The organism is Microbacterium sp. CFBP9034, from assembly GCF_034045255.1.
Lineage (GTDB): Bacteria > Actinomycetota > Actinomycetes > Actinomycetales > Microbacteriaceae > Microbacterium.
On the sequence record NZ_JAXCWC010000001.1, the window covers coordinates 1,894,339 to 1,917,699 of the forward strand.

Below are 23,361 nucleotides of genomic sequence, written 5' to 3' on the forward strand. Positions count from 1 at the left end.
GGGCCGGTGTCTGAAATCACCCCTGATCTCGTGCGCCATCTCGGTGTGCTCGCCCGGATCCAGCTGAGCGACGAGGAGGTCGAGCGCCTCACCGGCCAGCTCGACGTGATCGTCGACAACATCGCGAAGGTGTCGGAGGTCGCGACGCCCGACGTCGTGGCCACCAGCCATCCCATTCCGCTGGAGAACATCTTCCGCCCCGACGTCGTGGGCGACCTGCTCACGCCGGCGCAGGTGCTTCAGAATGCTCCGGATGCCGCGGACGGCCGTTTCCGCGTGACCGCCATCCTCGGCGAAGAGCAGTAAGGACCCCTGTGACCGATCTGACGAAGCTGAGCGCCGCTGCGCTCGCAGACAAGCTCGCCGCCCGCGAGGTCTCGAGCGTCGAGGCCACGCAGGCGCACCTCGATCGCATCGCGGCCGTGGACGGCGACATCCACGCCTTCCTGCATGTGAGCGACCACGCTCTCGAGGTCGCGGCGGACATCGACCGCCGTCGAGCGGCCGGCGAGCAGCTGGGCCCGGTGGCCGGCGTCCCGCTCGCCATCAAGGACGTGCTGGTCACCACCGACATGCCGTCCACGAGCGGGTCCAAGATCCTCGAGGGCTACATGTCGCCGTACGACGCGACGGTCGTCGCCCGGGCGCGCGCCGCGGGGCTGGTGCCTCTCGGCAAGACGAACATGGACGAGTTCGCGATGGGCTCGTCGACCGAGCACTCCGCGTACGGTCCCACGCGCAACCCATGGGACCTCGATCGCATCCCCGGCGGATCCGGCGGCGGGTCGGCCGCGGCTGTGGCCGCGTTCGAGGCACCGCTGGCGCTCGGCTCCGACACCGGCGGCTCGATCCGTCAGCCGGCCCATGTGACCGGCACCGTCGGGCTGAAGCCCACCTACGGCGGGGTCAGCCGCTACGGCGCGATCGCGCTGGCCTCCAGCCTCGACCAGGTCGGGCCTGTCACCCGGACCGTGCTCGACGCCGGCCTGCTCCACGACGTCATCGGCGGGCACGACCCGCACGATGCGACGTCGCTGACCGACGCGTGGCCGTCGTTCGCGGACGCCGCTCGCGAGGGCGCCCGCCGCGACGTGCTCAAGGGCCTCAAGGTCGGCGTCATCAAGGAGCTGCCCGACGCCGGCTTCCAGCCGGGCGTGTCGGAGTCGTTCCGCGCCGCTCTCGCGGCCATGGAGGCGCAGGGTGCGGAGATCGTCGAGATCAGCGCCCCGCACTTCGAGTACGGCGTCGCCGCGTACTACCTGATCCTCCCGGCCGAGGCATCCAGCAATCTCGCGAAGTTCGACTCGGTCCGCTTCGGCCTGCGCGTCGACGTCCCCGGCGGGACGGTCGAGGACGTCATGGCCGCCACCCGCGATCGCGGCTTCGGCGACGAGGTCAAGCGCCGCATCATCCTCGGCACCTACGCGCTGTCGGCGGGCTATTACGACGCGTACTACGGCTCGGCGCAGAAGGTGCGCACGCTCATCCAGCAGGACTTCGACGGCGCCTTCGCCGCCGTCGACGTCATCGCCACCCCGTCCGCTCCGACGACGGCGTTCCGTCTCGGCGAGAAGATCGACGACCCGATGCAGATGTACCTCAACGACGTGACGACGATTCCGGCGAACCTCGCCGGCGTCCCGGGAATCTCGATCCCCTCCGGCCTCGCGAGCGAGGACGGCCTGCCCGTGGGCATCCAGTTCCTCGCGCCGGCCCGCGAGGACGCGCGGCTCTACCGCGTGGGAGCCGCCCTCGAGGCCGTGCTCGTCGACTCGTGGGGCGCGCCGCTGCTCGACCGCGCACCGATCCTCGGAGGGGCACGCTGATGGCCAAGGACAAGCTGATGGACTTCGACAAGGCCCTCGAGGTCTACGAGCCGGTGCTCGGATTCGAGGTCCACGTCGAGCTCAACACCAAGACGAAGATGTTCTCGGGCGCCGCGAACCCCGCTCACCTCGACAACCACGGCGCCGAGCCGAACACGCTCGTCGCACCCGTCGACATGGGGCTGCCGGGCTCGCTGCCGACCGTCAACGCCGAGGCTGTGAAGTACTCGATCAGCCTCGGTCTCGCGCTCGGCTGCTCGATCGCACCCTCGAGCCGGTTCGCGCGCAAGAACTACTTCTACCCGGACCTCGGCAAGAACTATCAGATCTCGCAGTACGACGAGCCGATCGCCTTCGAGGGCTCAGTCGACGTGGAGCTGAGCGACGGGACCATCGTCACGGTGCCCATCGAGCGCGCCCACATGGAGGAGGATGCCGGCAAGCTGACCCACATGGGCGGCGCGACGGGTCGCATCCAGGGCGCCGAATACTCGCTCGTCGACTACAACCGCGCGGGCGTCCCGCTCGTCGAGATCGTCACGAAGCCGATCTTCGGGGCAGAGCACCGCGCCCCCGAGATCGCCAAGGCCTACGTGCAGACGATCCGAGACATCGTGATCGCGCTGGGGATCTCCGAGGCCCGTATGGAGCGCGGCAACCTGCGCTGCGACGCCAACGTCTCGCTGCGCCCGCGCGGCCAGGAGAAGCTCGGCACACGGACCGAGACGAAGAACGTCAACTCGATGCGCTCGGTGGAGCGCGCCGTGCGCTACGAGATCCAGCGCCAGGCGGCGATCCTCGCTGCGGGCGGCACGATCATCCAGGAGACCCGCCACTGGCACGAGGACACCGGCACGACCTCTCCGGGTCGCCCGAAGTCCGACGCTGACGACTACCGCTACTTCCCGGAGCCCGACCTCCTCCCGGTCGCGCCGAGCACGGCGCTGATCGAGGAGCTGCGGGCCGCGCTGCCCGAGGCTCCGGCCGTTCGTCGCCGCCGGCTGAAGACCGACTGGGGCTTCACCGACCTCGAATACCAGCACGTGGTCAACGGCGGGCTGCTGGCCGACGTCGAGGCCACGGTCGCCGCCGGCGCCACGCCCGCGGCCGCGCACAAGTGGTGGACGGGCGAGCTCACGCGCATCGCGAACGCACAGGGGCGCGAGGCATCCGATCTCGTGACTCCCGCGGATGTCGCGGCCCTGCAGGGCCTCGTGGACTCCGGCGCGCTCAACGACAAGCTCGCGCGCCAGGTGCTCGAGGGCGTCGTGGCGGGCGAGGGCACGCCGCAGGAGGTCGTCGACGCCCGCGGGCTCGCGGTGGTGTCCGACGACGGGGCGCTCATCGCGGCAATCGACGAGGCCCTCGCCTCGCAGCCCGATGTGCTCGCGAAGATCCGCGACGGCAAGGTGCAGGCGGCGGGTGCCGTCATCGGCGCGGTGATGAAGGCGATGAAGGGCCAGGCGGACGCCGCTCGCGTGCGCGAACTCGTGCTGGAGCGCGCCGCCGCGTCCTGATCGGTCGGCGGACCGGCTCGTGGTCAGGACAGGAAGGCGACGGCGCTGATCTCGACCAGCGCGCCCTCGGGCCCGAGATCGGCGACCTGGAGCACCGTCACCGCGGCGGGGTGGGGTCCCCAGACCTCGCCGACCACCGGGAAGGCCGCCGAGATGTCGGCGGGGGCGACGAGGTTCACGTTCATCGTGACGACGTCGGCCGGCGTCGCGCCGGCGGCTTCGAGCACCGTGATGATGTTGAGCAGGGCCTGCCGGGTCTGCGAGGCCAGATCGTCCGCGACGACGGCGCCCGAACCGTCGACGCCGTTCTGACCGCCGACGAAGACGAACCGCCCGGGCGGCTCGACGACGACGCCCTGGCTGAACGCCGGGTTTCTGTGCAGCGAGTCCGGATTCAGGTGCGTGACGGGCATGACGAGCTCCTCTGATCGGGGTGACGAAGCATCGGACAGGCGGTCTCTCCGCCGTTCCGACCACCCTGGCACCGGGGTCGGACACTCGGAAGTCCGCGAACGTCGGAGGTCCGGGGCAGAATCGATGCATGGGACGCGGCGACGGGACGGGTCGGATCGTCTCCGCGTCCGACGCCGACGACACCGGCGCCGGCATCCTCCACGTCGACATGGACGCCTTCTACGCGTCCGTCGAGGTGCTCGACGATCCCTCGCTGCGCGGCAAGCCGATCATCGTCGGCGCCCCCGACGGCCGGTCCGTCGTGTCGAGCGCCTCCTACGAGGCGCGGCGGTTCGGCGTGAGATCGGCCATGCCCGTGGGCCAGGCGCTGCGCCTGTGCCCGACGGCGATCGTGGTGCTGCCGCATTTCGATCGCTACCTCGAGCTCTCCGCGCAGGTCATGCGCATCTTCCGAGACGTCACGCCGCTCGTCGAGCCGCTCTCGATCGACGAGGCCTTCCTCGATGTGCGCGGCGTCCGGCGGCTGTGGGGGCCGCCAGGCGACATCGCGCGTGCCCTGCGGGCGCGCGTGGCCGACGAGACGGGATTGCGGTGCAGCATCGGCGTGGCGGCGACCAAGCACGTCGCGAAGATGGCCAGCACCATCAGCAAGCCCGACGGGCTCCTGATCGTGCCGGCCGCCGAGACGGCGGCCTTCCTCGCCCCGCGCCCGGTCCGGGCGCTGTGGGGAGTCGGCCCCAAAGCATCCGAGGCGCTCGAGAGCCGCGGCATCCACACGGTCGCCGACGTGCTCGACTCACCGCGGGAGGTGCTGGATCGCGCTCTGGGCGAGGCGATGGGGGAGCGCATCTGGCACCTCGCACGGGGCATCGATCCCCGGGTCGTCGACACCCAGCGCGTGGAGAAGAGCATCGGGCACGAGGAGACCTTCCACGAGGACATCGCCGACCCGGTCATCCTCCGTTCCGAGCTGCGCCGGCTCGCCGATCGCGTCGGCGCGCGGCTCCGCGGCGGCGGATGGGAGGCATCCACCATCGCCATCAAAGTCCGGTTCGCGGACTTCACGACGATCTCGCGGTCTCAGACGCTCGCCGAGCCGACCGCGGTGGGTCAGCGGATCGGAGACGCGGCGCACGAGCTGTTCGCGTCGGTAGACCGGCGGCTGCCCGTGCGCCTCATCGGCGTCCGCGCCGAGAAGCTCGAGATGGCCGGCTCCGCGCCGCTGGCGCTCTGGGACGACGACGCGGAGTGGCGGCGCATCGAAGATGCGCTCGACGGCGCGGCGGCGAAGTTCGGGCGCGGGGCGGTGACGCGCGCGACGCTCCTCGGCAAAGCCAGGGGCGGGGGCACCGTGCCCTCGAGCCCGCCTCCGCCGAAGCTCGATCGGGGCTGACACCGGGCATGCCCGGCGGGTACCGTTGACCCATGCCCAACATCGCACTCGAGCTCGGCCAGCAGTCAGCATCCTTCGGAGTCAGGAGCGCCTACGGCGAGCAGCAGGATGTCGACGGCATCCGCGTCATCCCCGTCGCGATCACCTGGTCGGGATTCGGCGGCGGCTCCGACGAGGCCGGCAACGGCGGCGGAGGCGGAGGCGGCTGGGCCGTACCGCTCGGTGCCTACATCCGCCGCGGCGACGACCTGCGCTTCGAGCCGAACATCGTCTCGCTCATCGCCGTCGCGATCCCCTTCGTCTTCTTCGCCGGGCGCGCGCTCAGCCGTGTCATCCGCGTCCTCAAGAAGTAGCCCCGACCCGGTCGCCCTCTCGCTGGATGCGGCGGCGTCGAGCCTTCTCGGCGCGATCACGGCTGTCGCCGCGTCGAACCCGGTCGTCCTGATCGATGGGCGCAGCGGAGCGGGGAAGACGTCGCTGGCGCACAGACTCATCGCGCGGTGGCCTCTGGCCGGTCGCGTGCAGCTCGTCGCGCTCGACTCGCTCTACCCGGGGTGGGACGGGCTCGACCAGGGTGTAGAGCTCGCGCGCGAGCAGATCCTGATGCCGCACGCGCGCGGGCTCGTCGGAGTCTGGCAGCGGTGGGATTGGGATGCCGCGGCCCCGGCCGAGGCGCACGCCATCGACCCGTCGCTGCCGCTCGTGGTGGAGGGCTCCGGCCTGCTGACACCGCTGACGGCCAAGCTGGCCGACGTGCGCGTGTGGATGGAGTCCCCGACGCCCTCTCGCAAGCACCGGGCGCTCACGCGCGACGGCGACACGTACCGTCCTTACTGGGATCGGTGGGCGCGGCAGGAGGAGCGGCACGTGTCGGGCGACGAACCGCTGCGGCTCGCGACCCACGTGTTCGAGATCCCCTGATCAGGCGTCGGGGTCCATCGCGGTGACCAGCCCGTCCAGGCGGTAGCCGAGCCAGTCGTAGATGCCGAACCGCGGATCGTCGGGGATGTGGTCTTCGGGCGCTGAGATCCCGAGTCGTGTCGCGAGCACGAGGCGGATCGCGGCGAGCGTCCTCAGCCAGGCATGTGCCGCCTCGGGCTCCAGGTCGATCTCGACGGTCTCCATCAGGGCGGGATCGTCGGGATCGTCGGGAATCACCGCCGCCGTCCGCAGGGTCGCCAGGACGATCGCCGCATCATCGCGCCGTCGGGCGAGCAGGTCGTGCTCGGTGAGGTCCCGGAACTCGCGTGCCGCGTCATGGTCCGCGTATGCGTCGGGCACCAGGCGGTCGATGGCGGGATCGCCGCTGCTCGTGTCGGTGGCCTCCACCAGTTCGGCGAACTGGGTGACGAGCCCGGAGAGATGAGCGGCTTCGAGGCGTGCGAGTTCCATGGCGATGATACGAGGGGTCATTCGGGTGCCTGTCTGACGGTGGCCCAGAGGCCGTAGTCGTGCATCGCGCGCGTGTGGAGCTCCATCTGCTCGCGCGCGCCCTCGGCGACGACGGCATGGCCGTCGTTGTGGACGGCGAGCATGAGCTTCTCCGCCTGCGCGCGGGGGAAGCCGAAGTACTCGCGGAAGACGTGGGTGACGTAGCTCATCAGGTTCACGGGGTCGTCCCAGACCACCGTCTGCCACGGGCGATCGGGGACGCTCCGCTCGCGGAGGTCGACGTCGATGTCGAGATCGGGTGTGGAGAGCGCCGTCATCATGCCCATCCGAGCTCGTGGAGCCGATCATCGTCGATCCCGTAGAAGTGCGCGATCTCGTGGACGAGGGTGGTGTGCAGCTCATCACGGAGTTCGTCGAGGTCGTCGCACGCGGCGAGGTGGGACTCGCGGTACACGATGATGCGATCCGGAAGCTCGCCGACGCCGTAGCGGTCGCGCTCGGTGAGCGCCCATCCGTCGTACAGACCGAGAAGATCGAGGCTGCCGTCTTCGGGGCGGTCCTCGACCACGAACACGATGTTGTCGAGCCCTTCGACCATGTCGTCGGGGAGGAGGTCCAGCTCGTCGATCACGAGCTGCTCGAACGTCGCGGCATCCATCTCCATCATGATGCCTCGCCTTCGACGGTCGCACGATATGAGTGCGCGTCGTCATTGGGGTGAGTAACGGGGCTCGAACCCGCGACATCGGCCACCACAAGGCCGCGCTCTACCAACTGAGCTATACCCACCATGTCTCCCGCCTGAGCGGGCAACCAGAAGATTCTCTCACACCTCGGGAGCGAAGAGCGACACCGCCGCGGCGGCGGCGGCGCGCGCGCCGTCGCTCGTCGGGCCCGGCTCGGGGACGAAGACGGCCTGGCGGTAGTACGCGAGCTCGCGGATCGACTCGAGGATGTCTGCGAGGGCGCGATGCCCGCCGTCCTTGGCCGGCGCGTGGATGTAGGCCCGCGGATACCACCGACGGGAGAGCTCCTTGATGCTCGACACGTCGACGTTCCGGTAGTGGAGCCAGTGGTCGATCCGCGGCATGTACTTCGCGAGGAACATGCGGTCGGTGCCGATCGTGTTCCCCGCCAGCGGCGCCCGGCCCTCGAGGGGCACGAAGCGCTGGATGTACTCGAGGGCCTGGAACTCGGCATCCGCGAGACTCACTCCCTGCGGGATCTCCTCCAGCAGCCCGGACTTCTCGTGCATCTTGGTGACGAACTCGCTCATGTTCGCGAGGGCCGACGCGTCGGGTCTAATCACCACCTGGAACCCGGGGTCGAGCAGCCGCAGCTCGAAATCGGTGATCACGACAGCGATCTCGACCAGTTCGTCGACCTCGAGGTCGAGTCCCGTCATTTCGCAGTCGATCCACACGAGTCGATCGTTTTCAGGTGCCCCCACCATGCACTCCATCCTATTGACGGCCCCAGACGCCGGGGTCGCGGCTCCCAAGCCGAGACCCCCACAGCCCCTCCGGGAGGATTCGAACCCCCGACCTTGCGGGTAGAAACCGCTCGCTCTGTCCCCTGAGCTACGGAGGGAAGGGTGAGAGACCAGGCTATCGGTTCGCGCAACACCGGGGCGGACGCTGGCGCGTGTGCCGCTCGCGGCGTAGCGTCGGGATCGGACGCATCGAAAGGAGTTCTCCCATGAGCACCACAGAGACGCACCACCCCCTCTGGGTCGCCTACGGCCGATCCGGCGTGGTCGGAAGCATCCGCAAGGACGAAGCCGGCTACACCGTCACGATGGCCGGCGCCGACGCCCCCGCCGGCAGCTACCCGTCGATGGAGATCGCGAAGAGCGCGCTCCACGCCCGCATGACGCCGGGCAGCGATTGGCCGGAGTTCCGCGAGCACTGACGCCTTCGCCCGTCGTCGACGGCGGGACGGATGCCGCGCCCGCCGCTGGTCGTCAGGAGTGCGCCGGGGCGGTCGACGTCGTGTCGGACGGGGCCGCGGTCCGCACATTGCGTCGCGTGTCGAGCAGCGGCAGCGCGATGTGGACGAGCGGACCGATGAGGAACGCGAACAGCACCGTGCCGATGCCGACGGTTCCGCCGAGCAGCCAGCCGATGAGCAGCACGGACAGTTCGACGAGGGCGCGGCAGGTCCAGATCGGCCAGCCGAGGCGTCGGTGCATGCCGGTCATCAGGCCGTCGCGCGGCCCCGGGCCGAAGTGCGCGCCGATGTAGAGACCCGATGCGATCGCGACGACGACGATTCCTCCCAGCAGGACCGCGAGCTGGGCGAAGAATCCGGTGATCGGGGGGAGCACCCACAGCACCAGCTGCATGCTGGTGCCGACGAGCAGGATGTTCGCGATCGTTCCGATGCCCGGCTTCTGCCGCAGCGGAATCCACAGCAGCAGCACGAAGAAGCCCAGGATGTTGGCCATCCAGCCGATGCCGATCCCGGTGTGGATGGAAAGGCCCTCCGCGAGCACCGTCCAGGGATCGACGCCGAGCCCGGCCTGCACCGTCATGGCGCAGCCGGCGCCGTAGAGGAACAGGCCGACGAAGAGCTGGATCACGCGACGGGTCATGTGCACCATCCAATCGCATGATTGGCCTGAGCGGATCGGGCCAATGTGACTAGTCTGGCTTCATGGACTCGCGCATCTCCGCCCGTGCACTCGCGGCTGCGCTCGGCGGGTGGCGCACGCGGGAGCCTGCGTACGAGGCGCTGGCGGACGGCATCCGACTGCTCTGCCTGGACAATCGGCTCGCACCGCGCACCGCTCTTCCCGCCGAGCGCGAGGCCGCAATCGCGCTGCAGCTCAGCCGGAGCACCGTCGCCGCCGCTTACCGGAGTCTCCGCGAGACGGGTCACATCGCCAGCCTGCGCGGCTCCGGCAGCGTGACGCTGCCCCTCCAGCGCCGCGATCCCGGGCGGACCACCGCGGCGGCGGAGGGCACGATCGACCTTCAGCAGGCCAGCCCGCCGGCGTGGCCGGGGCTCGCCGGGATCATCGGCGAGGTGGCCGGCTCGGCTGCGGCCCTGGTCTCGCGAGTCGGCTACGACGTGCTGGGGAGCATCGAGCTGCGCGAGGCGATCGCCCGGCACTACGACCGGCGGGGGATCCCCACGTCGCCGAGCGAGGTGCTCGTCACCACGGGCGCGCAGAGCGCGATCCACCTGGTGGCATCCGTGCTGCTCGGACGCGGTGACCGCGTCCTGGTCGAGACACCGACGTATCCGCACGCGGTCGATGCGCTCCGACGTGCGGGCGCACGACTCGTCGGTGTCCCGGTCACCACGGACGACGGGTGGGACCTCGATCGCGCCGAGCAGGCGTTCGCGCGGACGCTGCCGGTGCTCGCGTATCTCATGCCGGACTTCCAGAACCCGACCGGACGCTCGATGACCGCTGAGGAGCGGGATGTGTTCCTGCGCGCCGGCGAGCGTGCGGGGTCGGTGCTGGTGCTCGACGAGACGACGGCCGACCTCGACATCGATCGTCCGCCGGTCGCGGCGGGCTTCGGCGGGGGAGACCCGGCGACCGTCGTACGCATCGGCTCGCTCGGCAAGACGGTGTGGGGCGGGCTGCGGGTGGGATGGATCCGCGCCGAGGGCGACCTGGTGCGTCGATTCATGGCCGCGCGTCCGGCGCACGATCTGGGCACGCCCGAGTTCGAGCAGGCCGTGGCCGCGGCGCTCTTCGAGGACTTCGCCGGCATCGCCGCACAGCGCTCGGCGCTGCTGCGTGCGGGACGGGACGCGCTCGTCGACGCGCTGCACCGCGAGGTGCCGGAGTGGCGCGTGCCGCGGGCGCACGGCGGCGTGTCGCTGTGGATCGAACTGGATGCCGCACTGAGCTCGGCGCTCGTCATGGATGTGCGATCCCATGGGGTGCTGCTCTCCGCCGGGCCGCGGTTCTCCGTCGACGGCGGCCACGACCGGCACCTGCGCGTGCCGTTCACCGCTCCGCCGGACGAACTGGTGCGAGCCGTCTCACTGCTCGGGGCGTCGTGGCGGCGCGTGCGAGCGGGCGCGCCCGTGTCGATCATCGACCAGCTCGAGTCGGTCGTCTGACGTCAGCGGGCGAAACGCAGGCAGTCCACGGCGTCATCCGCCGACCAGAAGTCGCCGAGCTCGAGGAACGCCCGTGAGGCGGCGTGGAACCGCCGGGCGCGGTACCGGACGTCCTGACCCTGACTGAGGGCCTGCAGGTGGCCGATCACGCGTCCGCTGCGATCGATCACCCGCCAGAGTGCCGGCGCCGCCGCGGCGAGGCGGACGGCGGCCCCGCGCGCGAGCGCGGGAGTGTGAATCGCTGAGATCTCGGCAGTGGTGGCCATGACTTCCTCCTTCGCACTTCGAACATATGTGCGACCTCCGACATCGCCGGGTCGCGGCATCCCGCGCCTCCTCCCCACCCGCTGGTGTCTCTCCGCCGTCCACATCCCGTCCGGCGGCGCGGGCACGGCGGGGCGGCTCGCGGCATCCTGAACCGACCGCCGGCGCCTGACGGGCACGGGGCGCCGGCGGGGCCGAGGACGGTCCCCGGTCACGAACGAGAGGAACCACATGAGCGACACGATCACGGTCACGGGGAACGTCGCCACCCACCCCGACCACAAGCGCATGCCATCCGGCGTCACCATCACGACGTTCCGGGTCGCGAGCGGTCAGCGCCGCTTCGACCGGGCTGCGAACGCCTGGGTCGACGCGGGGACGAACTGGTACACCGTCTCGGCGTTCCGGTCGCTGGCCGACCACGCGTTCCACTCGCTCCGCAAGGGGGACCGCGTGGTGCTCACGGGACGCCTGCGCCTCCGGGAATGGGACAACGGGGCCAAGCGCGGGACGGCGGTCGAGATCGACGTCGAGGCCATCGGCCACGACCTCCTCTGGGGAACGACCACCTTCGTGAAGGATGCGCAGGCGACGGGTGAGCGACACGCATCGCCGTCTCCCGCGCAGCCCGCCGACGACTGGGCTGCACCGGGCGTGACGCCCGACGGTGCCCAGGAGTGGGAGGTCGTCGCGACGGAGGACGACGCACGGCCGCTCAACCCGGCCGACCTCGACCCCGCCGACCTCGACCCGGCAGAACTGGAGCCGGCGGAACTGGAGCCGACGCACTGACCCCCGGCGATTCGCTCGGGATGTCGGGCTCTAGACTCTCCCCGTGGCCCGACATCCCGCTCGCTCCGCCTCGCCCGGCCGTCCTGCGGCGGCGAAGCGGCTCACCGCTGTGGCCTTCGCGATCGTCGGCCTGGCAGCGCTGACGGGATGCACGGACGCCGGGCCGACCACTCCGCCGGACTCGTCGCCGTCCGTGAGCCAGTCGCCGTCGACGGGCACTCCGTCGTCATCGCCGACGCCCACGACGCCGGCGGCACCCACGCTCGTGCCCGACGGCACCGCCGCCGACAACCTTCCGCTGTTCAGTGCGGTGACGCTCGCCGTCTGGGGATCCCCTGACAGCGTGGCCGGTCGCGCGTACATCGACGCCCTCGTCGCCGCAGGCTTCGACAAGGCGGCGATGCAGGTCACGGACGACGTGTCGACGGTGGGGAACCCGGCCGAGAGCATCCAGTTCTCGGTGCGCTGGGGCGAGGAGTGCCTCGTCGGCCAGGTGGGTCCCGCCACGGGGGAGCCGGTCACCGCCGTGCTGCCCGCCCTCGCCGAAGGCACGTGCCTGGTCGGCGAGACGCGTCCGATCGACTGGTGACCGGCGCCTCGCCGACACGTCGAGTGCGCGGGGCGAGCCAGGGACGGCACCGCCGCTTCCCGATCGTGCGGCCGGTAGGCTGGGACGCTGACGTCGTCACGCTTAGGAGACCGTTCACACAACATGGCTGAATACATCTACTCGATGGTCCGCGCGCGCAAGGCCGTGGGCGACAAGGTGATCCTGGACGACGTCACGATGGCGTTCCTTCCCGGGGCCAAGATCGGGGTCGTCGGACCCAACGGCGCCGGCAAGTCCACGATCCTCAAGATCATGGCCGGCATCGACACCCCCAGCAACGGCGAGGCCAAGCTGAGCCCCGGCTACAGCGTCGGCATCCTGATGCAGGAGCCCGAGCTCGACGAGGAGCTGACCGTCCTCGAGAACGTGCAGCAGGGCGTCGGACCCATCAAGCAGAAGCTCGACCGCTTCAACGAGATCTCGCTGCTGATGGCCGAGCCGGACGCGGATTTCGATGCGCTGCTCGCCGAGATGGGCACGCTGCAGGAAGACATCGACGCCGCCGACGCGTGGGACCTCGACTCCCAGCTCGAGCAGGCGATGGACGCCCTCCGCACGCCGCCGTCCGAGGCGATCGTCGCCAACCTGTCCGGTGGTGAGAAGCGCCGCGTCGCCCTCTGCAAGCTCCTGCTGCAGAAGCCCGACCTGCTGCTCCTCGATGAGCCGACGAACCACCTCGACGCCGAGAGCGTGCAGTGGCTCGAGCAGCACCTGGCGAAGTACCCCGGTGCGGTGCTGGCCGTCACGCACGACCGGTACTTCCTCGATCACGTCGCGGAGTGGATCTGCGAGGTCGACCGCGGCCGGCTCTACCCGTACGAGGGCAACTACTCCACCTACCTCGAGAAGAAGCAGGAGCGCCTGCAGGTCCAGGGCAAGAAGGATGCCAAGCTCGCGAAGCGCCTCGCCAGCGAACTCGAGTGGGTGCGCAGCAACGCCAAGGGCCGCCAGACCAAGTCCAAGTCCCGCCTCGCGCGCTACGAGGAGATGGCCGCCGAGGCGGACCGCACCCGCAAGCTCGACTTCGACGAGATCGTGATCCCGCCCGGGCCGCGGCTCGGCCAGCTGGTGCTCGAGACGAAGGACCTCACCAAGGGCTTCGGCGACCGCATCCTCATCGACGGCCTCTCGTTCACCCTGCCCCGCAACGGCATCGTCGGCATCATCGGCCCCAACGGCGTCGGCAAGACGACCCTGTTCAAGACGATCGTCGGCCTCGAGCCCGTCGACAGCGGCAACGTCAAGATCGGCGACACGGTCGACATCTCGTACGTCGACCAGAGCCGCGGCGGCATCGACCCGAACAAGAACCTGTGGGAGGTCGTCAGCGACGGCCTCGACTGGATCCAGGTCGGCAAGGTCGAGATTCCTTCGCGGGCCTACGTCTCGCAGTTCGGCTTCAAGGGGCCCGATCAGCAGAAGAAGGCCGGCGTGCTGTCCGGTGGTGAGCGCAACCGTCTCAACCTGGCGCTCACGCTCAAGCAGGGCGGCAACCTCCTGCTCCTCGACGAGCCCACGAACGACTTGGACGTCGAGACCCTCGGCAGCCTCGAGAACGCCCTGCTCGAGTTCCCCGGCTGCGCCGTGGTCATCACGCACGACCGGTGGTTCCTCGACCGCATCGCGACGCACATCCTCGCCTACGAGGGCACCGATGAGAACCCGGCGTCGTGGTACTGGTTCGAGGGCAACTTCGAGGCCTACGAGGAGAACAAGATCGAGCGTCTCGGACCGGATGCCGCAAAGCCGCACCGGTCCACGTACCGCAAGCTCACGCGTGACTGACGGCGAGGTGGGCGCCGCCCCCGGGCGGCGCCTCCACATCCCCATCCACCTGCGCTGGGGCGACCTCGACGCGTTCAACCACGTCAACAACACCTCGATGCTCAAGCTGCTCGAAGAGGCGCGGGTGCGCGCGTTCTGGCTGCCCGACCCGGGAGAGGACGCGCCCGACACGGCCGTACTCGACTCGAGCATCTTCAGCGGCGTGCTGACGCTCATCGCCCGGCAGGAGATCGAGTACCTCGCTCCGGTGCCGTATCAGCGGCATCCGCTCGACGTCCAGATGTGGTTCGGCAAGCTGGGCGGCTCCAGCATCGAGGTCTGCTACGAAGTGCGCAGCCCGCTCGAGATGACGCAGGACGGCGGCGCGCAGACCGTGTACGCGCGGGCGACGACGGTGGTCGTGAAGGCGGATGCCGAGTCCGGCCGCCCGCTGCGGCTGAGTGCCGAGGAACGCGCGGCCTGGATGCCCTACCAGGGCGAGCCGATCCGGTACGCCCACCGCCGCTGAGTGGGCTCAGGCCGGTTCGGTGGGCGCTTCGGGCACCCGCACCATGATCTCCTGCGCGACACTGGCCAGCAGGGTGCCGTCCTGGGAGTAGACCCGGCCGGTGGCAAGGCCGCGGCCACCGCGGGCGCTCGGCGACTCCTGCACGTACAGCATCCACTCGTCCACCCGCCCGAAGCGGTGCCACCACATCGCGTGGTCCAGGCTCGCGACCTTGAGGCCCCGGGTGGCCCAGGGCACGCCGTGCGCGCGCAGGATCGACTCCTGGATGGTGAGATCGCTCAGGTAGGCGAGCGCCGCCCGATGGATCTCGGGGGAGTCGGGGATGCTGCGACGCACCTTCATCCACACCGCCTGGCTCGGCGCGCGCTCTCCCTCGACGGACAGGTAGATCGGGGAGGGGACGTGCCTCAGGTCGACGGGTCGATCGGTGAAGAGCCGCTTCGACATCGGATGCAGTCCGCGGAGGTGGGACTCGACGTCGGGAAGGTCGTCGGGTGCGGGTACACCCTCGGGCATCGGCGTCTGGTGCTCGATCCCCGGGTCCTCGTCCTGGAACGACGCGATCATCGAGAAGATCGGAACGCCCTCCTGGAAGGCCTGCGTGCGCCGGGTCGAGAACGATCGGCCGTCGTGGATGCGGTCCACCGAGAAGGTGATGCCCTTGGCCGAATCGCCCGGACGCAGGAAGTACCCGTGCATCGAGTGCACGTTCCGCCCCTCGGGCGTGGTGCGGGCCGCGGCAACGATGGACTGAGCGAGCACCTGGCCGCCGTACACGCGGCCGAGCGGCATGGACTGCGACACTCCCGTGAAGATGTCCTCGTTCGTGCGGGCGTCCGAGTCGGCGAGGTCCAGCACCGACAGCATCGACGCCACCGGATCGGGGTCGGGCTCCCATTCGGCCTCTTCCACAGGTCTCCCTTCCGGGGGCCGACCGCCACCCATCGCTCCGCTTGGTAGCTTAGGGGCGATGCCTCCCCGCCTTCTCCTCGCCGATGCCGACTCCGCCGCCGACGCGCTCACCTTCGCGGGCAGAGCGGATCGCTTCACCGACGAGGCGGTCCGGCTCCAGGCATCCGGGGGTGTCCTCGTCATGACGGCCGCGCCGCTCGCGCCCCGCGGGATCGGCGACGCCACGCCGACCGTGCTCGCGATGCGCACGCTCGCCGCCGACCCCGAACTCGTCTGCGACCTCGTGGTCGAGGCATCCGCTCTCTCCGCGGCCCCGGATGACGCGACCGCCGTGCAGCTGCCCGACACCGCGCTGTCGCCCGCCTGGGCCGGCATCGCCCCGCCCCGGAGCGGCTGGACCGCCCGCGAGGGCATCGACGCGTCGGTGCTCGCGTCCAAGGCGCAGGGCGGCATCGCGCGGGTCGCCGAGGCCGTCCCGACGGATGCCGGTGAGGACGTCGTGCGAGCGATCCGGGCGTCGGTCTGGGGCGCTCCCGACGACGAGCTGGCCGGACTTCCACTCGGAGCCGCCTTCGCCGCGATGAGCATGGGCTTCATCAGCGGGGCTGAGACCGCGCGGCTGTTCACGAGCGGACCCTGGACGCGCCTGAGCCTGGACCGGGGGCACGTCATCGTCCGCGGGCCCGCGGTGATGGGGCTGACCCCGGTGCGGCGGACGGGCGCGACCGACCGCTGACCGGCGCCGCTCCATCGACGTCGGCACCGGTCGGCGAGTCAGACCGCCCCGGCGGCCGCCCGCCCTGCCGTGCGGCCGGAGAAGAGGCATCCGCCCAGGAATGTGCCCTCGAGCGCGCGGTATCCGTGCACTCCGCCGCCGCCGAATCCGCTCGCCTCGCCGGCCGCATACAGGCCCGGGATCGGCTCGCCGCTCGCACCCAGGGCGCGGCCGGAGAGGTCGGTCTCGATCCCGCCGAGGGACTTGCGCGTGACGATGTGCAGCTTGACCGCGATGAGCGGGCCGGAGGCGGGGTCGAGGATGCGGTGCGGGGTCGCCGTCCGGATGAGCCTGTCGCCGCGGTAGGACCGTGCCGAGCGCAGCATCGCGATCTGGGCGTCCTTCGTGAAGTCGTTGTCGATCTCGCGGTCACGAGCCTGGAGCTCGAGCCGCACCCGGTCGGCGTCGAGCGCGTCGCCGCCCGGCAGCGCCTTCATGCCCGCGATGAGATCGTCGAGGGTGTCGCGGACGACGAAGTCCACGCCCTTGTCCATGAACGCCTGCACCGGCCCCGACGCGCCCTTTCCGAGCCGCGACTTCGCCAGCAGCCGCACGTCCTTGCCCGTGAGGTCGGGATTCTGCTCGCTGCCCGAGAGCGTGAACTCCTTCTCGATGATCTGCTGCGACAGCACGAACCAGGAGTGGTCGTGCCCCGTCGCGCGCAGGTGCGCGAGCGTCCCGAGCGTGTCGAAGCCGGGGAAGAGCGGGACGGGAAGCCGCGTGCCGGTCGCGTCGAGCCACACCGAGGAAGGACCGGGGAGGATCCGGATGCCGTGATCCGGCCACACCGGATCCCAGTTCTGGATGCCCTCGACGTAGTGCCACATCCGATCTCCGTTGATGAGATTCGCACCCGCGGCGGCCGACACCGTCTGCATGGACCCGTCGACGTAGGCGGGGACGCCGGTGATCATCGTGTTCGGCGCTGTGCCCAGTCGTTCGGGCCACCACTTGCGGACGAGGTCGTGGTTGCCGCCGATTCCGCCCGAGGAGACGACGGTCGCGCCGGCCTCGATCGAGAACGACCCGACGACCTCGCGCGACGAGGCGACTCCGCGTGCCGCGCCGGAGGGGGCGAGGATGTCGCCTTCGGCGCCCGTCACGGTGCCGCCCATGACGGTGAGGCCGGTGACCCGGTGGCGCGGGAGGATGGTGAGGCGTCCTTGCGCCTCGCCGGCCTCCACCGCGGCCTGGAACGGTGCGACGACCCCGGGCCCGGTGCCCCACGTCACGTGGAATCGCGGGACGGAGTTTCCCGGGCCGATGGCCGAATAGCCGCCGCGCTCCGCCCAGCCGACGATGGGGAAGAAGCCGACGCCCTTCTCGCGCAGCCACGCGCGCTTCTCCTCGTGCGCGAACTGCAGGTACGCCTCTGCCCAGCGCCGGGGCCAGGCATCCTCATCGCGGTCGAACGCGGCGTTGCCGAACCAGTCCTGTCGCGCCAGGTCCAGTGAGTCCTTGATGCCCATGCGCTTCTGCTCGGGGGAGTCGACGAAGAACAGCCCGCCGAAGGACCACCACGCCTGTCCGCCGAGGTTCGATCGCGGCTCCTGGTCGACGATCGTGACGCGCTTGCCGGCGGCGACCGCCTCGGCGGCGGCCACGAGGCCGGCGAGGCCCCATCCGATCACGAGCACGTCCGTGGAATGGGCGGCGAGGGCAGGGGGCATGTCGACTCCTTCGTCGAGGCGGGACTGAGGGCTAGGGAACGTCGTCGCGCGGGGCGGTCGGCTGTGCGGTCACGGGGAAGGAGGTCGCGTCGCGCCCGCCCGCCGTGGGCCCGATGCCGCTCGGCTCGAAGGTGTTGACCATCGCATGCGCCGCGCGCAGCAGATAGTCCCACAGCGTCGCCTCGTGGAGCGGCGCCAGGTCGAGTTCGTCCACCGCGACGCGCATGTGCGCGAGCCAGCGATCCCGGGCATCGGGGTTGACGTGGAACGGGGAGTGGCGCATCCGCAGTCGGGGGTGCCCCCGCTCCTGGCTGTAGGTGGTCGGTCCGCCCCAGTACTGCTCGAGGAAGAGCGTCAGGCGCTCCTTGGCGGGGCCGAGGTCCTCCTCGGGATACATGGGCTTGAGGACCTCGTCTTCGGCGACGCCGCGATAGAAGGCGTCCACGAGCCGGACGAAGGCGTCGTGGCCGCCGATCTCGTCGTAGAAGCTGAGGGGCGCTGAGCCGTCGGTCACGGTGTTCCTCCCGTGGTGTCCTCTGTGCCGGGCGGCGTCTTGCCGGTGCGCTTGGGCTTCCACACCGGGCGGGAGGCCGCCTCGGGCGCGGGGGTGACGGCGGTCGGCTTGGTCTTCGGCGGGTTCGCCCCGCGAACCCGCTGGGCGCCCTCGATCCCCGTCGGCATGATGGACGTGAGCGACGGCAGCGTGATCCCGACCTCGTCGATCGCCTTCTTAAGGCGCATGCGCAGTTCGCGGGCGACGTCGTCCTTCGCGTTCGAGCGGGTCTTGATGACCAGTCGGATGACCAGGGCGTCACCCGAGATCGACTCGAGGCCCCACACCTCCGGCTGCTCCAGGATGCGGGTGCGCCACTTCGCGTCCTTGGCGAGACCCTTCGCCGTGTCGAGCATCACCCGTTCGACCTCGTCGATGTCGGCATCCGTCGGGACCGCGAGGTCGATGATGACGCGCGACCAGCCCTGGGAGAGGTTGCCGATCCGGGTGATCTCGCCGTTGCGGACGTACCAGAGCGTGCCGTTGACGTCGCGGACGTGGGTCACGCGCACGCTGACGTACTCGACGATGCCCGAGGCGAGTCCGAGGTCGACGACATCGCCGATGCCGACCTGGTCCTCGGCCACGATGAAGATGCCGTTCAGCACGTCCTTGACGATGTTCTGGGCGCCGAAGCCGAGGCCGGCGCCGATGGCGGCCGTGAGCAGCGTCAGCGACCCGAACGCTTCGGGAGCGAGGATGTTGAAGATCAGCAGCATCGCGATGATGACGACCGTCACGTTCACGATGTTCTGGAGGATCGAGCCGAGGGTGCGCGTGCGCTGCACGAGGCGCACGGAGGCGAGCGGCGACCGCTCGAGCGCCTGGGTGTCGTCGACGTTCGCCTTGGACTTGGCGCCGTTGACGATCCGCGTCACGACCCGCCGGATGACGAGCCGCAGGATCCAGACGACGAGGATCGAGCCGACGATGATGCCGGCGACCGAGGCGAGGGCGAGGCCGGCGTCGATGAGCCACTGGCCCACGAGCTGCCACAGGCCGGGCTCGGCCGGGTCCGTGGTCCCGGAGGGGAATCTGATCATCGTTCCGATACTAATCGCGCCCGCGCCCGCGTCCCTGTGCGCGGCAGGGGAGTCGGATGCTCCGGGCCCGCGCCGCTAACGGACGATCCCGTTCTCGTACGCGTAGATCACCGCATGGACGCGGTCCCGAGCGCCGATCTTGGCGAGCACCCTGCCGACGTGCGTCTTGACGGTGGACTCCGTGACGAACAGCTGGGCGGCGATCTCGGTGTTGCTGAGGCCCGAGGCCATCGCCAGGAGCACATCGCGCTCGCGGTCGGTGAGCGCCGGGTCGGGTGCGCCCGAGGCGGTGGCGGGGAGACGGTCGCCGAACATCTCCAGCATTCGCCGGGTGATCCGGGGGGAGGTGACGGCATCGCCCTGGTGCACGGCGCGGATCGCCGCGACGAGCTCGCGTGCGTGCGCGTCCTTGAGCAGGAACCCGCTCGCCCCCGCCCGGAGCGCGGCGAACGCGTACTCGTCGAGGTCGAAGGTCGTGAGCACCAGGATGCGGATGCCCGGACGGGCGTCGAGGATGCGGCGAGTCGCGGCGATGCCGTCCAGCACCGGCATGCGCACGTCCATCAGGATCACGTCCGGACCGAGCGCCGCGGCACGGTCGATGGCCTCCTCGCCGTTCGCCGCCTCGCCGACGACCTCGAGGTCCGTCTCGGCCTCCAGTATCAGCCGGAACCCCATCCGGATGAGCGGCTGATCGTCGACTGTCAGCACGCGGATCGGCTCACTCACCCGGCTGCTCCTTCGTCGGCACGACGACACGCAGCCGCCAGACCGCGTCCGCCACCATGCCCGCCGAGATCGTCCCGTTCAGGTGGGCGACGCGCTCCTCGAGCCCGCGCAGGCCCATGCCGGCACCCTGGGAGGGCGCGTCCGCCCGGGCGCCGTCGTTCTCGACCGAGACCTCGATCTCGTCGGGCCGGTAGACCAGTGCCACCCGGATGTACGACGGATCCCGCGTGTAGCGCAGGGCGTTCGTGAGGCCCTCTCTGACGACGCGGAGAACGGCGAGGCGCACGATCGGCGGGGCGTCCGGGACGCCGGTGATGCTCAGCGTCGCCGGGGCCCCGGCAGCTCGGGCCGCGGCGACCACGTCCGCCGCCGTGGCGTCTGCGACGGGTGCCAGCGGCGCATCGGCATCCTCGTCGCGCAGCACCCCGAGCATGACCCGCATCTCGGCGAGGGCCTCGCGCGCGGTGTCCGCGATCGCCCTGGTCGCCTCCGCCGATCTCTCGGGGTCCCGGGTGGCTGCCGCCCCCTCGGCGAGTGCGACGACCACGGTGAGGGAGTGCGACACGATGTCGTGCATTTCGCGCGCGATGCGGCTGCGTTCGGCCGCCGCCGCGAGCCGGGCCTGCTGATCCCGCTCGACCAGCAGCTGCCTCGATCGATCGATGAGCGCGAGGAGGTAGCGCCTGCGGTTCCCGACGTTGACGCCGATGAGCGCGCCGATGAGCAGGCCGACGATCGTGCTGATCGTGACGCTGAGGTGAGCGGCGAAGCCCGCCGGGTCGACGAGCATGCGCGCCGCGCCGAAGGCCACCGAAATCGCCCCCGCGACACCGAACGCGATCCAGCAGGTGCGTGCGCCGCGATAGACCGCCACGGAGTAGAGCGCGATCAGGGCGGCAGGACCGCTCACGGCGCCGTTCAGGTCCGAATCGGCCACCGCCAGGCTGGGCAGCAGCGCCAGGGCGAAGACGGGCACCGGCCACCGGCGTCGCCAGACGAGCGCCGCGCACCCGAGGACCGTCAGGCCGAGGGCCATCCAGGCCGTCCAGGGTGCGACAGGCTCCGGCGCGGGCGCCCGGAGCGCCGCCCCCGGCAGCGTGAAGACGAGGGCGAGGATCGCGATCAGGATGTCGGCGAAGAGCGGATGCCGCGCCCAGAACCTGCGGATCACCCCGGGCGGACGCGGCAGCGAGAGCTCGTCCTCGCTGAGAGGGCTGCTCCCAGCGAGGACGAGCTCAGGCACATCGGACATCAGGCCGACTTTACGCGTCGCGTGTCTTCAGCACCGCCGCAGCACCGGCGAGGCCGGCCAGCACCCATGCGACGAGCGTGAGCAGGGCTGGGATCGTGTCGAGGCCGGGCCCGGCGCCGGGGATCATCAGCGACTGGCCCGCGTTGGTGGGCAGGTACTGTGCGAGGTCGTGGATCCACTCCCAGCCCTCGACTCCGACCGGGAAGAACGCCGGGACGAGGGGCAGCACGAACACCAGGCCGACCGCGGTGGCGATCGCTCCGGGGCCGTTGCGCAGGAGGAAGCCGCATGCCAGACCGAGCAGCGCGATGGCGGTGAGGGTCAGTGAGCCGAACAGGATGGGCACGAGCGAGTTCTCAGGGTCGGCGAGATCGAGCGCGATTCCCGAGTCGGACAGCAGCGGAGCCGTGGCGACGGCGGCGACGGTGAAGATCACGAGGCTCGACACGAACATGAAGCCGCCGACGACGACCGCCTTCGCGAACAGGCTGCCGAGGCGCCCGGGGGCGGCGGTGAGGGTCGAGCGGATCATGCCCGTCGAGTACTCGCCGGTGATCGAGATCGCGCCGAGCACGGCCGCCAGCAGCACCGTGAAGCTCGTCGGAGCGAGGACGACCTGAACGGCCTGGGCGGAGGCATCCGCTGCGGAGAGCGACCCCGCTTCGATGAATCCCGACATCGACGACGCGACGAGGAGCGACAGGCCCACCGACACGAGGGCGACGATGCCGATCGACCACCACGGGGAGCGCAGCGTCGAGAACTTGATCCATTCGCTCCGGACGAGGCGCGGGAAGCTGAGTCGCTGCGGGTTCTCACCGGGCTGCGGCGAGCCGGCGCGGGTGATGGCGGGTGCGGTCGTGGTGCTCATGCGATCTCCTTGGTCTTGTACTCGACGTCATCGCCCGTGAGGGTCAGGTAGGCGTCCTCGAGGGTGCCCGATGCGGGAGTGAGCTCGTGCAGGGCCAGCCCCTGGGCGGCGGCGGTGTCGCCGATCTCGGCGGCCTCGATCCCGGCGATCTCCAGCAGCCCCGGTTCGAGATGGGTGACGGTGACCCCGTCGCGGGCGAACAGGGTGCCGAGGCGCTCGGCGTGCGGGCTGCGGACGCGCACCGTCGTGCTCGTCCACTTCGACACGATGTCGCCGACCGGGGCGTCGGCGAGCACTCGGCCGCGGCCGAGGACGATGATGTGGTCGGCCGTCAGGGCCATCTCGCTCATCAGGTGGCTGGAGAGGAGGACCGTCTTCCCCTCGGATGCCGCGTGCCGGACGAAGCGGCGTACCCACAGGACGCCCTCGGGGTCGAGGCCGTTCACCGGCTCGTCGAGGATGAGGGTGTGCGGGTCGCCGAGCAGCGCCGCGGCGATGCCCAGGCGCTGGCCCATGCCCAGGGAGAAGCCGCCCGCCCGCTTGCGTGCGACCGAGGTCAGCCCGGTGATCTCGATGACCTCGTCGACGCGGCCGAGCGGGATCCCGTGGGTCGCCGCCATCGCCCGCAGGTGGTTGCGCGCGGTGCGTCCGGTGTGCACCGCCTTGGCGTCGAGGAGCACGCCGACCTCGGTCAGCGGCGAGCGCAGCGATGCGTAGGGACGGCCGTGCACGGTGACGGTGCCGCCGGTCGGGCGGTCGAGCCCCACGATCATGCGCATCGTGGTGGACTTGCCGGCGCCGTTGGGGCCGAGGAATCCGGTCACCTTGCCGGGCCGGACGGTGAAGCTCACATCCGTGACGGCGTGTTTGGCTCCGAAGCTCTTGCTGAGGTTCTCTGCGACGATCATGCTTCGACGCTAAGGAAAGACCCCCCTCCGGCACATCGGCCGGGAGGGGGGTCTTCGCATCGAA

At 70.6% G+C, this 23,361-nt stretch carries 28 protein-coding genes and 2 tRNA genes; 13 read left to right on the forward strand and 17 right to left on the reverse strand.

What is annotated here, in order from left to right:
• Positions 1-6: 6 nt before the first annotated feature.
• Genes gatC through gatB form a run of 3 tightly spaced genes read left to right on the forward strand, consistent with a single transcriptional unit; the run spans position 7 to position 3,343 of the window.
• A complete protein-coding gene (gene gatC / locus SOM19_RS08630; protein ID WP_320486115.1) occupies positions 7-306 on the forward strand; it encodes an Asp-tRNA(Asn)/Glu-tRNA(Gln) amidotransferase subunit GatC in 300 nt (99 codons plus the stop codon).
• An 8-nt stretch (positions 307-314) separates the two neighbouring features.
• Positions 315-1,826: an Asp-tRNA(Asn)/Glu-tRNA(Gln) amidotransferase subunit GatA gene (gene gatA, locus SOM19_RS08635; protein WP_320486116.1), complete on the forward strand. Its 1,512-nt coding sequence runs from the start codon at positions 315-317 to the stop codon at positions 1,824-1,826.
• Entirely contained in the window at positions 1,826-3,343 is a 1,518-nt protein-coding gene (gatB, locus tag SOM19_RS08640; protein ID WP_320486117.1) for an Asp-tRNA(Asn)/Glu-tRNA(Gln) amidotransferase subunit GatB, read from the forward strand. The genes gatA and gatB overlap by 1 nt, the downstream gene beginning before the upstream one ends.
• 23 nt (positions 3,344-3,366) lie before the next feature.
• Here gatB and SOM19_RS08645 read toward each other — a convergent pair whose 3' ends face one another.
• On the reverse strand, positions 3,367-3,756 hold the full coding sequence (locus SOM19_RS08645) for a RidA family protein (protein ID WP_320486118.1): 390 nt from the start codon (positions 3,754-3,756) through the stop codon (positions 3,367-3,369).
• Positions 3,757-3,884: 128 nt separating this feature from the next.
• Here SOM19_RS08645 and dinB point away from each other — a divergent pair, with 128 nt between their 5' ends.
• The 3 genes from dinB to SOM19_RS08660 are packed head-to-tail and all read left to right on the forward strand — an operon-like array spanning position 3,885 to position 6,071.
• Complete coding sequence (gene dinB, locus SOM19_RS08650) at positions 3,885-5,150, forward strand: DNA polymerase IV (RefSeq protein WP_320486119.1); 1,266 nt, start codon at positions 3,885-3,887, stop codon at positions 5,148-5,150.
• 32 nt (positions 5,151-5,182) lie between these two features.
• Positions 5,183-5,503 (forward strand): hypothetical protein, encoded by a 321-nt coding sequence (locus SOM19_RS08655; protein ID WP_320486120.1) that lies wholly within the window; start codon positions 5,183-5,185, stop codon positions 5,501-5,503.
• A complete protein-coding gene (locus SOM19_RS08660; RefSeq protein WP_320486121.1) occupies positions 5,478-6,071 on the forward strand; it encodes a nucleoside/nucleotide kinase family protein in 594 nt (197 codons plus the stop codon). The genes SOM19_RS08655 and SOM19_RS08660 overlap by 26 nt, the downstream gene beginning before the upstream one ends.
• Here the strand turns inward: SOM19_RS08660 and SOM19_RS08665 are convergent, their stop codons facing one another.
• From SOM19_RS08665 to SOM19_RS08690, 6 genes are all read right to left on the reverse strand, one after another.
• The gene (locus SOM19_RS08665) at positions 6,072-6,563 is read right to left on the reverse strand and encodes a DUF2017 family protein (RefSeq protein WP_320486122.1); all 492 of its coding nucleotides are present in this window, start codon (positions 6,561-6,563) and stop codon (positions 6,072-6,074) included.
• On the reverse strand, positions 6,560-6,868 hold the full coding sequence (gene clpS, locus SOM19_RS08670; protein ID WP_320486123.1) for an ATP-dependent Clp protease adapter ClpS: 309 nt from the start codon (positions 6,866-6,868) through the stop codon (positions 6,560-6,562). The genes SOM19_RS08665 and clpS overlap by 4 nt, the downstream gene beginning before the upstream one ends.
• A complete protein-coding gene (locus SOM19_RS08675; RefSeq protein ID WP_414683648.1) occupies positions 6,859-7,206 on the reverse strand; it encodes a metallopeptidase family protein in 348 nt (115 codons plus the stop codon). Before SOM19_RS08675 ends, clpS begins: the two co-directional genes overlap by 10 nt.
• A gap of 49 nt (positions 7,207-7,255) precedes the next feature.
• Positions 7,256-7,331, reverse strand: a tRNA-His gene (locus SOM19_RS08680).
• Positions 7,332-7,368: 37 nt separating this feature from the next.
• Entirely contained in the window at positions 7,369-7,995 is a 627-nt protein-coding gene (gene orn / locus SOM19_RS08685; protein ID WP_320486125.1) for an oligoribonuclease, read from the reverse strand.
• A 64-nt stretch (positions 7,996-8,059) separates the two neighbouring features.
• Positions 8,060-8,132: transfer RNA gene (locus SOM19_RS08690), tRNA-Arg, on the reverse strand.
• Between the two features lie 108 nt (positions 8,133-8,240).
• On the opposite strand from SOM19_RS08690, the gene SOM19_RS08695 reads away from it, so the two are divergent.
• Positions 8,241-8,453: a methyltransferase gene (locus SOM19_RS08695; protein ID WP_320486126.1), complete on the forward strand. Its 213-nt coding sequence runs from the start codon at positions 8,241-8,243 to the stop codon at positions 8,451-8,453.
• A 52-nt stretch (positions 8,454-8,505) separates the two neighbouring features.
• Here the strand turns inward: SOM19_RS08695 and yczE are convergent, their stop codons facing one another.
• Positions 8,506-9,135, reverse strand: a complete 630-nt coding sequence (gene yczE, locus SOM19_RS08700; protein ID WP_320486127.1) for a membrane protein YczE — start codon at positions 9,133-9,135, stop codon at positions 8,506-8,508.
• A 62-nt stretch (positions 9,136-9,197) separates the two neighbouring features.
• Between yczE and yczR the strand changes: the two genes are divergently transcribed.
• Positions 9,198-10,625, forward strand: coding sequence for a MocR-like transcription factor YczR (yczR, locus tag SOM19_RS08705; protein WP_320486128.1), 1,428 nt, complete (start codon positions 9,198-9,200; stop codon positions 10,623-10,625).
• Between the two features lie 2 nt (positions 10,626-10,627).
• Here yczR and SOM19_RS08710 read toward each other — a convergent pair whose 3' ends face one another.
• Positions 10,628-10,891 carry a hypothetical protein gene (locus SOM19_RS08710; RefSeq protein WP_320486129.1) on the reverse strand — a complete coding sequence of 88 codons (264 nt, stop codon included), beginning with the start codon at positions 10,889-10,891 and terminating at the stop codon, positions 10,628-10,630.
• Between the two features lie 229 nt (positions 10,892-11,120).
• Between SOM19_RS08710 and ssb the strand changes: the two genes are divergently transcribed.
• From ssb to SOM19_RS08730, 4 genes are all read left to right on the forward strand, one after another.
• Positions 11,121-11,681 carry a single-stranded DNA-binding protein gene (gene ssb, locus SOM19_RS08715; RefSeq protein WP_320486130.1) on the forward strand — a complete coding sequence of 187 codons (561 nt, stop codon included), beginning with the start codon at positions 11,121-11,123 and terminating at the stop codon, positions 11,679-11,681.
• A gap of 43 nt (positions 11,682-11,724) precedes the next feature.
• Positions 11,725-12,270, forward strand: coding sequence for a DUF6993 domain-containing protein (locus tag SOM19_RS08720; RefSeq protein WP_414683634.1), 546 nt, complete (start codon positions 11,725-11,727; stop codon positions 12,268-12,270).
• Positions 12,271-12,393: 123 nt separating this feature from the next.
• Positions 12,394-14,076 (forward strand): energy-dependent translational throttle protein EttA, encoded by a 1,683-nt coding sequence (gene ettA, locus SOM19_RS08725; protein ID WP_320486131.1) that lies wholly within the window; start codon positions 12,394-12,396, stop codon positions 14,074-14,076.
• Positions 14,069-14,584 carry an acyl-CoA thioesterase gene (locus tag SOM19_RS08730; protein ID WP_320486132.1) on the forward strand — a complete coding sequence of 172 codons (516 nt, stop codon included), beginning with the start codon at positions 14,069-14,071 and terminating at the stop codon, positions 14,582-14,584. The genes ettA and SOM19_RS08730 overlap by 8 nt, the downstream gene beginning before the upstream one ends.
• 6 nt (positions 14,585-14,590) lie before the next feature.
• Here SOM19_RS08730 and SOM19_RS08735 read toward each other — a convergent pair whose 3' ends face one another.
• Positions 14,591-15,451, reverse strand: coding sequence for an acyl-CoA thioesterase (locus SOM19_RS08735; RefSeq protein WP_320486700.1), 861 nt, complete (start codon positions 15,449-15,451; stop codon positions 14,591-14,593).
• 103 nt (positions 15,452-15,554) lie between these two features.
• On the opposite strand from SOM19_RS08735, the gene SOM19_RS08740 reads away from it, so the two are divergent.
• Complete coding sequence (locus SOM19_RS08740) at positions 15,555-16,232, forward strand: DUF8185 domain-containing protein (protein WP_320486133.1); 678 nt, start codon at positions 15,555-15,557, stop codon at positions 16,230-16,232.
• A 38-nt stretch (positions 16,233-16,270) separates the two neighbouring features.
• Here the strand turns inward: SOM19_RS08740 and SOM19_RS08745 are convergent, their stop codons facing one another.
• The 7 genes from SOM19_RS08745 to SOM19_RS08775 all read right to left on the reverse strand — a co-directional run bounded on the left by SOM19_RS08745 (position 16,271) and on the right by SOM19_RS08775 (position 23,297).
• Positions 16,271-17,941, reverse strand: a complete 1,671-nt coding sequence (locus SOM19_RS08745; RefSeq protein WP_320486134.1) for an FAD-binding dehydrogenase — start codon at positions 17,939-17,941, stop codon at positions 16,271-16,273.
• Between the two features lie 31 nt (positions 17,942-17,972).
• Positions 17,973-18,455 (reverse strand): globin, encoded by a 483-nt coding sequence (locus SOM19_RS08750; protein WP_320486135.1) that lies wholly within the window; start codon positions 18,453-18,455, stop codon positions 17,973-17,975.
• Positions 18,452-19,537, reverse strand: coding sequence for a mechanosensitive ion channel family protein (locus SOM19_RS08755; protein WP_320486136.1), 1,086 nt, complete (start codon positions 19,535-19,537; stop codon positions 18,452-18,454). The genes SOM19_RS08750 and SOM19_RS08755 overlap by 4 nt, the downstream gene beginning before the upstream one ends.
• A gap of 75 nt (positions 19,538-19,612) precedes the next feature.
• Positions 19,613-20,266 (reverse strand): response regulator transcription factor, encoded by a 654-nt coding sequence (locus tag SOM19_RS08760; protein WP_320486137.1) that lies wholly within the window; start codon positions 20,264-20,266, stop codon positions 19,613-19,615.
• On the reverse strand, positions 20,259-21,518 hold the full coding sequence (locus tag SOM19_RS08765; protein WP_320486138.1) for a sensor histidine kinase: 1,260 nt from the start codon (positions 21,516-21,518) through the stop codon (positions 20,259-20,261). Before SOM19_RS08765 ends, SOM19_RS08760 begins: the two co-directional genes overlap by 8 nt.
• 10 nt (positions 21,519-21,528) lie before the next feature.
• Positions 21,529-22,389 carry an ABC-2 transporter permease gene (locus SOM19_RS08770; protein WP_320486139.1) on the reverse strand — a complete coding sequence of 287 codons (861 nt, stop codon included), beginning with the start codon at positions 22,387-22,389 and terminating at the stop codon, positions 21,529-21,531.
• Positions 22,386-23,297, reverse strand: a complete 912-nt coding sequence (locus tag SOM19_RS08775; RefSeq protein ID WP_320486140.1) for an ABC transporter ATP-binding protein — start codon at positions 23,295-23,297, stop codon at positions 22,386-22,388. The genes SOM19_RS08770 and SOM19_RS08775 overlap by 4 nt, the downstream gene beginning before the upstream one ends.
• Between the last annotated feature and the right edge of the window lie 64 nt (positions 23,298-23,361).

What these genes read in the sequence shown, in the direction of transcription:
- SOM19_RS08735 (WP_320486700.1), bottom strand. Translation starts at nt 15,451, where the DNA reads ATGCTGTCGGTGCTGGACCTCGCCGACTCGGACGCCCGCACGAACGAG.
- SOM19_RS08675 (WP_414683648.1), bottom strand. Translation starts at nt 7,206, where the DNA reads ATGGAGATGGATGCCGCGACGTTCGAGCAGCTCGTGATCGACGAGCTG.
- SOM19_RS08665 (WP_320486122.1), bottom strand. Translation starts at nt 6,563, where the DNA reads ATGACCCCTCGTATCATCGCCATGGAACTCGCACGCCTCGAAGCCGCT.
- yczR (WP_320486128.1), top strand. Translation starts at nt 9,198, where the DNA reads ATGGACTCGCGCATCTCCGCCCGTGCACTCGCGGCTGCGCTCGGCGGG.
- SOM19_RS08695 (WP_320486126.1), top strand. Translation starts at nt 8,241, where the DNA reads ATGAGCACCACAGAGACGCACCACCCCCTCTGGGTCGCCTACGGCCGA.
- orn (WP_320486125.1), bottom strand. Translation starts at nt 7,995, where the DNA reads ATGGTGGGGGCACCTGAAAACGATCGACTCGTGTGGATCGACTGCGAA.
- SOM19_RS08775 (WP_320486140.1), bottom strand. Translation starts at nt 23,297, where the DNA reads ATGATCGTCGCAGAGAACCTCAGCAAGAGCTTCGGAGCCAAACACGCC.
- SOM19_RS08710 (WP_320486129.1), bottom strand. Translation starts at nt 10,891, where the DNA reads ATGGCCACCACTGCCGAGATCTCAGCGATTCACACTCCCGCGCTCGCG.
- SOM19_RS08740 (WP_320486133.1), top strand. Translation starts at nt 15,555, where the DNA reads ATGCCTCCCCGCCTTCTCCTCGCCGATGCCGACTCCGCCGCCGACGCG.
- gatB (WP_320486117.1), top strand. Translation starts at nt 1,826, where the DNA reads ATGGCCAAGGACAAGCTGATGGACTTCGACAAGGCCCTCGAGGTCTAC.
- SOM19_RS08645 (WP_320486118.1), bottom strand. Translation starts at nt 3,756, where the DNA reads ATGCCCGTCACGCACCTGAATCCGGACTCGCTGCACAGAAACCCGGCG.
- SOM19_RS08745 (WP_320486134.1), bottom strand. Translation starts at nt 17,941, where the DNA reads ATGCCCCCTGCCCTCGCCGCCCATTCCACGGACGTGCTCGTGATCGGA.
- ssb (WP_320486130.1), top strand. Translation starts at nt 11,121, where the DNA reads ATGAGCGACACGATCACGGTCACGGGGAACGTCGCCACCCACCCCGAC.
- SOM19_RS08765 (WP_320486138.1), bottom strand. Translation starts at nt 21,518, where the DNA reads ATGTCCGATGTGCCTGAGCTCGTCCTCGCTGGGAGCAGCCCTCTCAGC.
- yczE (WP_320486127.1), bottom strand. Translation starts at nt 9,135, where the DNA reads ATGACCCGTCGCGTGATCCAGCTCTTCGTCGGCCTGTTCCTCTACGGC.
- SOM19_RS08770 (WP_320486139.1), bottom strand. Translation starts at nt 22,389, where the DNA reads ATGAGCACCACGACCGCACCCGCCATCACCCGCGCCGGCTCGCCGCAG.
- dinB (WP_320486119.1), top strand. Translation starts at nt 3,885, where the DNA reads ATGGGACGCGGCGACGGGACGGGTCGGATCGTCTCCGCGTCCGACGCC.
- SOM19_RS08655 (WP_320486120.1), top strand. Translation starts at nt 5,183, where the DNA reads ATGCCCAACATCGCACTCGAGCTCGGCCAGCAGTCAGCATCCTTCGGA.
- clpS (WP_320486123.1), bottom strand. Translation starts at nt 6,868, where the DNA reads ATGGGCATGATGACGGCGCTCTCCACACCCGATCTCGACATCGACGTC.
- ettA (WP_320486131.1), top strand. Translation starts at nt 12,394, where the DNA reads ATGGCTGAATACATCTACTCGATGGTCCGCGCGCGCAAGGCCGTGGGC.
- SOM19_RS08755 (WP_320486136.1), bottom strand. Translation starts at nt 19,537, where the DNA reads ATGATCAGATTCCCCTCCGGGACCACGGACCCGGCCGAGCCCGGCCTG.